Origin of the sequence: Achromobacter sp. ACRQX (genome assembly GCF_022346505.1) — a bacterium.
Taxonomy (GTDB): Bacteria; Pseudomonadota; Gammaproteobacteria; order Burkholderiales; family Burkholderiaceae_B; genus Achromobacter; species Achromobacter animicus.
This window is the reverse complement of the sequence record NZ_JAKRML010000040.1, coordinates 47181-57201: the sequence shown is the minus strand read 5'-3', so window position 1 is coordinate 57201 and position 10021 is coordinate 47181. Positions and strand designations below refer to the sequence as shown.

Here is a 10021-nt window from a genome sequence, read left to right as displayed (position 1 = left end):
AGCGCGCCCCCCCCGCCCCCCCCCCCCCCCCCCCCCGCCCCCCCCCCCCCCCCCCCCCCCCCCCCCCCCCCCCCCCCCCCCCCCCCCCCCCCCCCCCCCGCCGCGCCGTGCGCCTTAAGGACCCAAACAAGCAGCCCAAACAAGAGCCCCAACCAAGCAGCCCCAAAGAACCCCCTACCCCACCACCCCCGCCAAATACTGCCTCAACCAAGCATGCGCAGGATCATCCTGATACCTCTCATGCCAATACAACGACACCGCAATCGGCGGCAACGTCAACGGCACCTTCTGCGACACGATCCGCGCACTTCCCGCCATCGCCTTCGCAACGCTCACCGGCATCGTCGCAATCAAATCCGACGCTTCAACGATGAACGGACAAACCAGATAACTGGACAACGTAGCCACAATCTTGCGGCTCCGGTTCTGCCCCATCAAGATGCGATCAATCGCAGTACTGAAATACCGCGTATGCGCCGCCAGATCCAGATGCCCATAGCTCAGGTAGGCATCCAGATTCCACCGCTTACGCAAACAAGGATGTCCCTCACGCACGATGCAAACCGCCGGCTCCTGATACAGAAAACGCGTACGCAGATCCGGCGCAGGATCAGGGAAATACCCCGCGATCAGCTCCACATGATTCGTATCCAGCATGCTCAGTCCATGCTGCGGCCGCGCAGGCACGATCTGCAACTGGAAATGCGGCGCATCCACCGCCAACCGTGGAATCAGCTTCGGCAGCAACGTGTACTGCACATAGTCCGTCGCATACAGCGACAACGTGCGCGACGAATGCGCCGGATCGAACGCCTCCCGCGTGCGCGTCGCCCGATGCCAGCCCTCCAGCAGCGGCTTGAAATTCTGGTGCAGCTCCAACGCCCGCAACGTCGGCTGCCACGCCCCGCCCTCGCGCACCAGCAGCGGATCGCCGAACAACTGACGAAGCCGGTTCATCGCCGCGCTCATCGCCGGCTGGCTGATGTTCATCGCCTCCGCCGCGCGCGACACATTGCGGCACGCCATCAGCGCATCGAAATGCACAAGCAGATTCAGGTCCGGGTTCTTCATCGCCGCGCGTCCATAAATGGCATCTATACAAATATAAACCTGTAGGACTGCTGTCATTTCCACGCCAGGCCTAGCATGACCTCGTTGTTGCAGCGAACCAAGGTCGGACACGCATGATCCGGCCATCACGAAGTTCTATCAACAAGGGGAAACCAAGCCATGAAAACAGGGCTACTACGCAGTTGCTGTCGCATTGCCGCCGGTATCGTGCTCTTTGCGGCCGCCGGGTCCGCCAGCGCCGCCTGGCCGGACAAGGTCATCCGCATCGTCGTGCCGTTCGCGGCCGGCGGATCCACCGATCTGGTCGCGCGCAAGATCGCCGAAGGCCTCGGCCAGCGCCTGAACGCCAACGTCATCGTTGAAAACCGCCCCGGCGCAGGCGGCACCGTCGGCACCGAATTCGTCGCGCGCCAACCCGCCGATGGCTACACCATCCTCATGGGATCGGTCAGCACGCACGGCAGCGCGCCCTGCGTCTATTCCAAGCTGCCCTACGACGCCATCAAAGACTTCACCCCCCTGACGGTCGTCGCCACCATCCCCAACGTCATGTCGGTCAATCAGTCGGTGCCCGCCGCCAACCTGCAGGAGTTCGTCGCCCTCCTGAAGAAAGAGCCCGAAAAGTATTCCTTCGCCTCCAACGGCCAAGGCACCTCCAACCACCTGGCCGCCGAACTCTTCAAGTCCACCGCCGGCGTATCGATGGTGCACGTGCCCTACCGCGGCTCCGGTCCCGCGCTCATCGATCTGGTCGGCGGGCAGGTCAACATGATGATGGACGTCGTCATGACCTCATACCCCTACATCAAGGACGGCAAGATCAAGGCCCTGGCCGTCACATCGCCGCAGCGCTCGCCCATGTTGCCCGACGTGCCCACCGTCGCCGAATCCGGCTACCCCGGCTACGAGGCCATGGTGTGGTTCGGCATGCTGGTGCCCGCCAACATGCCCGAACCGCTGCGCACCAAGCTCACCGACGGCCTTGTGCAGACCCTGCACGCGCCCGCAATGAAGACCTATCTCGAGCAACAGGGCGCGCAGGTGTCGGACGTCGCAGGACCGGCGTTCGGCGCAATGATCAAGGACGAAATCAACAAGTGGTGCCAGGTCGTGAAGAAGGCCGGCATTCGTCTGGACTGACCTTCTTTATTGGAACAATCGATATGTATCGCATAGGGATAGACGTCGGAGGCACGTTTACCGATTTCACGATGATCGACGAGGACGCCGGCGTGGTGCACTTTCACAAAGTGCCTTCCACGCCGCACGATCCCTCCGAGGCCATCGCCACGGGCATCGGCCAGATGCTCGCGGATCACGGGGTCGCGCCATCGCAGGTCTCGCACGTGGGCCACGGCACCACGGTGGCCACCAACCTCATCATCGAACGCAAGGGCGCGCGCGTCGGGCTCATCACCACGCGCGGCTTTCGCGATGTGCTGGAGATCGGCCGCCAGACGCGTCCGCACCTGTACGACTACAGCGTCGGCAAACCGCCCGTGGCGGTGCCGCGTGAGTTCCGCGCCGAAGTCGACGAGCGGGTGAACGCAGCGGGCGACGTGCTGACGGCGCTGGACGAGGCGCAAGTGCGCGATGCCGCGCGCCGTTTTGCCAAGGCCGGCATCGAGGCCGTCACGATCTGCTTCCTGCACGCCTACCGCAACCCTGCGCATGAGCGCCGCGCGGCGCAGATCGTGCTGGAAGAAATGCCCGACGCCTACATCAGCCAGTCATCCGACGTGCTGCCCGAGTTCCGCGAATACGAGCGCCTGTCCACCACCGTGCTCAACGCCGCGGTCGGGCCCAAGATGGCGCGCTATCTGGAACGCTTCCTGAACCGCGTGCGGGAACTGGACATCGGCCATGAGCCGCACACCATTCATTCCAACGGCGGCCTGATGTCGATCGCCACCGTGCGCCAATATCCGGTCCGCACCTGCCTGTCGGGTCCGGCGGCGGGCGTCGTCGGCGCAGCCGCCGTGGGACGCGCCATCGGCAGCCTGAACCTGGTGACGTTCGACGTGGGCGGCACCAGCACGGACGTCTCGCTGGTATGCGAGGGCCGTCCGCTCTTCACGTCGCACCGCCACGTCGCCGGGTATCCGGTCAAGACACCCATGGTCGACATCCACGTCATCGGCGCGGGCGGCGGCAGCATCGCCTGGCTGGACGACGCTGGCGCGCTGAAGGTCGGGCCGCATAGCGCGGGCGCGGTGCCCGGTCCCGTGGGCTACGGCCGCGGCGGCCAGGAGCCGACCATCACGGACGCCGAAATCGCGCTGCAACGGCTCAATCCCGCCGCGCTTCTGAACGGCCGCATGCCGGTGTACGCAGATGCCGCGCGCGAGGTCATCCGCAGCCGCGTCGCCGAACCGCTGGGGCTGGACATGGAGGCGGCCGCCGAGGGCATCCTGCGCATTGCGGCGGCCAACATGAGCCGTGCGATCCGTGCGGTGTCCACCGAACGCGGCTACGACCTCTCGCGCTTCGCGTTGTATGCGTACGGTGGCGCAGGCCCACTGCATGCGGTGGAAGTGGCCGAGGAATGCGGCATCCCCGTCGTCATCGTGCCGCAGGAGCCGGGCACGATGTGCGCGCGCGGCATCCTGCTCACGGATATCTCTTTCGACTTCGTGCAAAGCGAGATCTCGCTGGCCGATGCGGACAGCTGGCCCGCGATCTCCACGATCTTCGACGGTCTGCGCACGCAGGCCCAGGACTGGCTGGCATCCGAACGCGTCGATCCGTCGCTGCGCGTGTGCCACAGCGCCATCGACGCGCGCTACGAGGGCCAAAACTTTGAAGTGCAGGTCAGCCTGGACGACACCGGTGCGGGCGGCTATGCGGAATTCGCGCGCCGCTTCGCCGAGGCGCATGAGCGGGAGTACGGCTACACCGTCGACGACCGCAAGGTGCAGATCATCAACTGCCGCATGCAGGCCGTGGGACAGGTGGTGAAGGCGCCGCTTGCGCCAAGACACGTGGGCGGCACGTTGGAGGACGCGGCGCGGGGCCAGCGCAAGGCTTACTTCGGTCCGGCGCATGGCTGGCGTGAAACGCCCGTCTATGACCGTGACCGCGTGCCGACCGGCGCGCGCTTCACGGGACCCGCGCTGCTCGAGGAAATGAGCTCGACCACGGTGGTGGGCGTGGGCCACGAGGCCAGCGTCGATGAGTACGGCAACCTGATCATCCGCCTGCAAGGAGGCTCGCATGACCAAGCCTGATTCCGTTCAATCCCGCGCCGCGGACGCCACGCCCACGCTGGCGGATCCCATCGGCATGGAGGTCTTCTGCAACCGCCTGCTGTCCATCACCGAGGACATGAACAACACGCTGGTGCGCGCATCGTTCTCGACCAACATCAAAGAGCGTAAGGATTGCTCGGTGGCGCTGTTCGACGCTGCCGGACGGCTGGTCGCGCAGGGCACGCAGATTCCGCTGCACCTGGGCTCGCTGGACGGCGCCATGCGCGCCATCCTGCGCACGTTCCCGGCTGACCAGATCCGCGACGGCGATGTGTATATCTGCAATGACCCGTATCTGGCGGACGGCAGCCACCTGCCCGACATCAACATCATCACGCCGGTGTTTTGGGACGGCGTGTTGCGCTTCTTCGCGGCCAACATCGCGCACCATTCCGACGTGGGCGGTGCGGTGCCCGGCTCGATCGCCGGGGGCCTGAAATCGATCTTCGAGGAAGGAATCCGCATCCCCGCCTGCCGCATCGCCCGCGCGGGCGAGACCGACGAAGACCTGCTGCGCCTCATCTGCGCCAACACTCGCGACCCGGAAGAGCGCGTGCTCGACCTGCGCGTGCAGATGGCCACCAACCGCCGAGGCGCGGCCGCCGTGCAGGGCTTGATCCGCCAGATGGGACTGGAGGCGGTGCTGCGGTCGGTGGACGACGTCATCGCGTACACGCGCAAACGCCTCTTGAACCGCATCGCGGAATTGCGCGCCGGCAGCTATACGTTCCGCAGCGATCTGGACGACGACGGCATGGGCGGTGACCCGGTCCCCATCCAGGTGACGCTGACGGTCAGCGCGGACAACCTGCACTTCGACTTCGAAGGGTCGGGCAAACAGGCGCGCGGCGCCATGAACCTGCCCTTCAACGCGTTGCGCGCCTGCGTGTACTACGCGGTCAAAGCGCTGCTGGATCCGGACCTCGCACCCAATGCGGGGTTGTTCGACCCCATCACGTTGTCGGCGCCGGTGGGCACCATTACCAATCCCGAACACCCGGCCGCGGTGGGTGCGCGGTCCATCACCGCACAGAAGGTGGCCGGCGCCATCTTCGGCGCGTTCCGCGGCCTGCTGCCGCCCGAAAAGACCATGGCGTCCAGTAACGACTGCTGCCCCGCCATCGTGTTCTCGGGCCGCTGGCGCGAGCGCGCGGGCCATTTCGTGTATCTGGAAACGCTGGGCGGCGGCGCGGGCGCGCGCTTCGATGCGGACGGCATGGACGCGGTGCACGTGCACATGACCAACACGTCGAATCTACCCGTCGAAGCGCTGGAGAACGAGTATCCGCTGCTGATGGACGAGTACGCGATGATCCAGGACTCGGGCGGTGCGGGCCGCACGCGCGGCGGCATGGCCATCGCCAAGCAGATCCGCGCCGTGGGACCGGGCATCGTGTTCTCGGCCCGCTCGGACAGCCACACCGTCGGCGTGGCGGCGGGCGTGGACGGCGGACGCGACGGACGACGCGCGCGGCTGATCCGCAATTTCGGCACGCCGCAACAAGAGGAGCTGTTCTCCAAGACCGCGAACATTGCGCTCGAAGCCGGTGAGAGCGTGCGCATCGAAACGCCTGGCGGCGGTGGCTATGGCGCGCCTTCGGCGCGGCCGCGGGCGCGCGTGGCGCAGGATCTGGCGGACGGCAAGATCAGCGCCGACGCGGCGCGCGCGGACTATGGCTTGTCCGCGTGAGCCGCGCTGCGCATCAACTGACGTTGAGCGTCATCGAGTACTTCATCTTGTCGTGCGGAAACGTGGTTATGGTGGCAAGCAGCAGCACGCCGCCATCGCCGTAGTAGCGGCGCGTGATGACGAAGCCCGGTGTGCCCGTGTCGACCTGGAGTTGCTTTGCGATCGCCGCGCCGATGGGCGTGGCGGAGAACTCCTGGTTGACCTCGGTGATGCGGTCGCCAAAGTGGTCCTCGATCAGGCGCAGCAGCGAGATCCGCGACTTCACGTCCACTCGCACGTCGGAATGCGCCGGGTCCGCGTAAATGAGCGTGCAGGCGGCGGCGACGTCGGGATCGTCCAGAGTCTTGATGGAGTTGATGTGCAGCCACTGCTGGCCGGCCTCGCAGCCCAGCGTTTCAGCCAGCCGCTTGGTGAGCTTGACGGTGCGCACGTCCTGCACCAGCAGCGCCGCGTTGCGGGCGTACTGCAGCAGGTCGGGGAACTGCGAGATGCGCTGCGTGAAACGCGTGGTGGCGCGCGCCGTTTCCACGCGCGTGCCCACGCCCGGACGGCGCGACACCACGCCGGCAACGGTCAGCATGCGGATGGCTTCGCGGATCGTGTGACGGCTGGCGCCGAACTGTTCGCACAGCTCGTGTTCCGTCGGCAGCAGCGTCATCACGGGGTAGCGCCCCGAGCTGATGTCCTGCGACAGCGATTGATAAATGCTCTTGTAGCGCGGTCCGCCCGCCACGTCGGCCGGGAGCGCCGCGCCAGGCCGGCCGCGCGCTTCCCGCTCCCCGCCGGAACTGGCAGCGCGCTCGGAAGATCGGGTCATGAGGGGAGCCTCCTTGATTGGTTTTATAGGGTTTGTCCGGACAATAACCGATTGACAAGGCAGTCTTGCCGGATCCATTATTTGTCCGGACATTCATGTACGGACAAATTGTACGGCGGACATGAAGTCGCCGGGCAACAAATCAGTCGGTTCTTGCAGTTCTCTTCCAAAATTCGGGGGTTCTCATGAGCAAGGTACTTGCAGTGCTCGCGGCCGCGGCGGTAGCAGCCGGGCTGGGCGCAAACGCACAGGCGCAGCAGAAACTGGTGGTCGCCGGCTACGGCGGCTCGTTCGAAGACATCATGCGCAAGGACATCTTTCCGCCCTTCGCCAAACAGCACGGTGTCGAGCTGGATTACGTCGCCGGCAACTCCACCAACACCGTTGCGCGCCTGCAGGCGCAGAAGAGCAACCAGCAGATCGACGTCGCCATCATCGACGACGGTCCCATGTACCAGGCCATTGCGCTGGGCTTTTGCGAACCCATCAAGAACCTGCCCGCCGACGACATCTACACCACGGCGCGCTACAAGGACGACAAGGCGGTTGCCATCGGCATCGTCGCCACCGGCATCATGTACAACAAGAAGGTCTTCGACGAGAAGAAATGGGCGCCGCCCACGTCGTGGAAGGACCTGAAGGATCCCAAGTACAAGAAGCAACTCGTCATCCCGCCGCTCAACAACACCTACGGCCTGCACACGCTGGTGGAATATGCGCGCGAAGGCGGCGGCGGCGAAAAGAAGATCGACCCTGGTTTCACCACGTTCAAGAACGAAGTGGGTCCCAACGTGCTGGTCTATGAGCCCTCGCCCGGCAAGATGACCGAACTCTTCTCCAGCGGCCAGGCCACCATCGCGGTCTGGGGCAGCGGCCGCGTCAAGGCGTTTGCCGACACCGGCTTCCCCGTCGGCTTCGTCTACCCGCAGGAAGGCGCTTACGCACTGCTCTCGTCCGTGTGTCCGATCGCCAAGTCCAACGCCAATCCGAAGGCGCAGGCGTTCGTGGAATACCTGGTGTCGCCTGAGGTTCAGGAGAAGCTCGCCTCGGCTTACGGCTATGGGCCGGTTAACAAGAAAGCCAAGGTGGCTGACGATCCCCGCGTGCCGCTGCCCATCGGCAAGCGCGCCGCCGATCTCATCGTGATCGACTGGGACACCGTCAACCAGAACCGGGACGACTGGAACAAGCGCTGGACGCGGGAAATCGAGCGCTGACTGCGTGTGCTTAAGGGCGGCGCTGGCGCCGCCCACCGGGAGCTTTCATGACCTATCTCGTGCTGGACCGCCTGAGCAAGCGCTACGGCGACACCACTGCCGTTGAAAACCTGAGCCTGTCCGTGAAGCAAGGCGAGTTCATCTCGTTGCTTGGCCCGTCCGGCTGCGGCAAGACCACCACGCTGCAGATGATCGCGGGCTTTGTCGAGCCGTCCGGCGGCAGCATCGTGCTGAACGGCAAGGACGTCAGCAAGGTCCCGGCCAACAAGCGCGGGCTGGGCATGGTGTTCCAGAACTACGCGCTCTTTCCGCACATGACCGCGGCCGAGAACGTGTCGTTCGGCCTGGAGATGCAACGCGTCAAGAAAGAGGAGCGGCTGGCCCGCGTGGCCGACGCGCTCAAGCTCGTGGGCCTGGCGCATCTGGCCGACCGGCATCCGGCGCAGATGTCGGGCGGCCAGCAGCAGCGCGTCGCGCTGGCACGCGCGCTGGTCATCCGTCCCAGCGTGCTGCTGCTGGACGAACCGCTCTCCAACCTGGACGCCAAGCTGCGCGAAGAAATGCAGCTTGAACTGCGCAGCATCCAGCGCACCGTCGGCACCACCACCATCCTCGTCACGCACGACCAGTCCGAGGCGCTGGCGCTGTCGGACCGCATCGTTGTGATGAACCAGGGACGCGTCGAACAGGTGGCCGAACCGTTCGCCGCATACGAAGGCCCCGCCAGCCATTTCGTCGGCGGCTTTCTGGGCAAGGCCAACGTCTTCACCCCGCAGGCCGAGCAGTACGAAGGCGAGATGCGCGCCCGCATCGGCGAGGCGCATATCGGTCTGGAAGGCGCGCCCGTGCCGCAAGGCGCCGTGATCGTGCGCCCCGAAAAGATCCTGTTTTCCGAACCCGCGGCCTGTGCATTGCCCGGCCGCATGAAGACGCGCGTGTTTCAGGGCAATCACTGGCTGTGCCAGGTGGAAACGTCGGTTGGCGAAGTCATGGTGATCCGTCAGAACGACGGGGTGCCGGTGCCGGCCGAAGGCGAGCCCGTGCATCTGCGCTGGCGCGCGCAGGACATGTGCACCGTCGATCCGGCCGCTGCGCCGCAAGGTAAAGCGTCATGACCGCGCGCACCAATCCGTGGGTGCTCAGCGCGCCGGCGCTGGTGGTGTACGCCACGTTCCTCGTGGTGCCGATGGCGCTGGTGTTCCTGATCAGCTTCTTCGACTTCCAGTTTTATGGCGGCATGCAGGCCACCTTTACCTGGAAGAACTACATCGAAATCTTCTCGGACGGCTACTACTACGAGATCTACGCGCGCACGTTCGGCGTTGCCGCGGCCGTGACGGTCGCGTGCCTAGTGCTGGGCACGGCCGAAGCCTACGTGCTGTCGCGCATGGCCAATCCGTGGAAGGGCCTGTTCCTGATGGTGGTGCTGGGGCCGCTGCTGATCTCGGTGGTGGTCCGCACGCTGGGCTGGGCGCTGCTGTTCGGCTCGACCGGTCTGATCAACAAGGCGTTGATGGGCATCGGGCTGATCTCAACGCCCATCGACCTCATGTACAGCAACCTGGGCGTGGGCATTGCGCTCACGCACGTGCTGGTGCCCTTCATGGTGATCTCGGTGTGGGCGTCCTTGCAGCGGATCAACCCGGCCACCGAGGCCGCCGCGCTGTCGCTGGGCGCCAGCCAGTTCACCGTGATCCGGCGCGTGATCGTGCCGCAGGTGATGCCCGGCATTCTGTCCGGCGCGATCATGGTGTTCGCGATGGCAGCCAGCTCCTTTGCCACGCCCGCGATCATCGGCGGACGCCGCTTAAAGAACGTGGCCACCGCCGCGTACGACGAATTCCTGAACACGCTGAATTGGCCGCTGGGCGCGGCGCTGGCCGTGGTGCTGCTGGTGGCGACCGTGGTGGTGCTGCTGTCCGCCAACCGCATCATCGAGCGCCGCTACGGCGCGGTGTTCAACCAGGCCGGAGGCTGA

General features: G+C 65.5%; 8 protein-coding genes. 6 read left to right on the top strand and 2 right to left on the bottom strand.

Annotated elements, in window-relative coordinates:
- Positions 1 to 174: 174 nt before the first annotated feature.
- Positions 175 to 1128, bottom strand: a complete 954-nt coding sequence (locus tag MHZ91_RS25900; protein WP_255810720.1) for a LysR family transcriptional regulator — start codon at positions 1126 to 1128, stop codon at positions 175 to 177.
- Between the two features lie 102 nt (positions 1129 to 1230).
- On the opposite strand from MHZ91_RS25900, the gene MHZ91_RS25895 reads away from it, so the two are divergent.
- The 3 genes from MHZ91_RS25895 to MHZ91_RS25885 are packed head-to-tail and all read left to right on the top strand — an operon-like array spanning position 1231 to position 6009.
- Complete coding sequence (locus MHZ91_RS25895; RefSeq protein WP_239216350.1) at positions 1231 to 2211, top strand: tripartite tricarboxylate transporter substrate binding protein; 981 nt, start codon at positions 1231 to 1233, stop codon at positions 2209 to 2211.
- Positions 2212 to 2234: 23 nt separating this feature from the next.
- Positions 2235 to 4298, top strand: coding sequence for a hydantoinase/oxoprolinase family protein (locus MHZ91_RS25890; RefSeq protein WP_239216349.1), 2064 nt, complete (start codon positions 2235 to 2237; stop codon positions 4296 to 4298).
- Complete coding sequence (locus MHZ91_RS25885; RefSeq protein WP_239216347.1) at positions 4285 to 6009, top strand: hydantoinase B/oxoprolinase family protein; 1725 nt, start codon at positions 4285 to 4287, stop codon at positions 6007 to 6009. The genes MHZ91_RS25890 and MHZ91_RS25885 overlap by 14 nt, the downstream gene beginning before the upstream one ends.
- A 13-nt stretch (positions 6010 to 6022) precedes the next feature.
- On the opposite strand, the gene MHZ91_RS25880 is transcribed toward MHZ91_RS25885, so the two are convergent.
- On the bottom strand, positions 6023 to 6826 hold the full coding sequence (locus MHZ91_RS25880; protein WP_175125847.1) for a GntR family transcriptional regulator: 804 nt from the start codon (positions 6824 to 6826) through the stop codon (positions 6023 to 6025).
- A gap of 185 nt (positions 6827 to 7011) precedes the next feature.
- On the opposite strand from MHZ91_RS25880, the gene MHZ91_RS25875 reads away from it, so the two are divergent.
- Genes MHZ91_RS25875 through MHZ91_RS25865 form a run of 3 tightly spaced genes read left to right on the top strand, consistent with a single transcriptional unit; the run spans position 7012 to position 10021 of the window.
- Positions 7012 to 8043, top strand: coding sequence for an ABC transporter substrate-binding protein (locus MHZ91_RS25875; protein WP_056565933.1), 1032 nt, complete (start codon positions 7012 to 7014; stop codon positions 8041 to 8043).
- 47 nt (positions 8044 to 8090) lie between these two features.
- The gene (locus MHZ91_RS25870; protein WP_239216345.1) at positions 8091 to 9158 is read left to right on the top strand and encodes an ABC transporter ATP-binding protein; all 1068 of its coding nucleotides are present in this window, start codon (positions 8091 to 8093) and stop codon (positions 9156 to 9158) included.
- Positions 9155 to 10021 carry an ABC transporter permease gene (locus MHZ91_RS25865; RefSeq protein ID WP_105236817.1) on the top strand — a complete coding sequence of 289 codons (867 nt, stop codon included), beginning with the start codon at positions 9155 to 9157 and terminating at the stop codon, positions 10019 to 10021. The genes MHZ91_RS25870 and MHZ91_RS25865 overlap by 4 nt, the downstream gene beginning before the upstream one ends.

Excerpts from the sequence above, each read along its gene's own strand:
- MHZ91_RS25900 (WP_255810720.1), bottom strand. The coding sequence starts at position 1,128 with ATGACAGCAGTCCTACAGGTTTATATTTGTATAGATGCCATTTATGGA.
- MHZ91_RS25895 (WP_239216350.1), top strand. The coding sequence starts at position 1,231 with ATGAAAACAGGGCTACTACGCAGTTGCTGTCGCATTGCCGCCGGTATC.
- MHZ91_RS25890 (WP_239216349.1), top strand. The coding sequence starts at position 2,235 with ATGTATCGCATAGGGATAGACGTCGGAGGCACGTTTACCGATTTCACG.
- MHZ91_RS25885 (WP_239216347.1), top strand. The coding sequence starts at position 4,285 with ATGACCAAGCCTGATTCCGTTCAATCCCGCGCCGCGGACGCCACGCCC.
- MHZ91_RS25880 (WP_175125847.1), bottom strand. The coding sequence starts at position 6,826 with ATGACCCGATCTTCCGAGCGCGCTGCCAGTTCCGGCGGGGAGCGGGAA.
- MHZ91_RS25875 (WP_056565933.1), top strand. The coding sequence starts at position 7,012 with ATGAGCAAGGTACTTGCAGTGCTCGCGGCCGCGGCGGTAGCAGCCGGG.
- MHZ91_RS25870 (WP_239216345.1), top strand. The coding sequence starts at position 8,091 with ATGACCTATCTCGTGCTGGACCGCCTGAGCAAGCGCTACGGCGACACC.
- MHZ91_RS25865 (WP_105236817.1), top strand. The coding sequence starts at position 9,155 with ATGACCGCGCGCACCAATCCGTGGGTGCTCAGCGCGCCGGCGCTGGTG.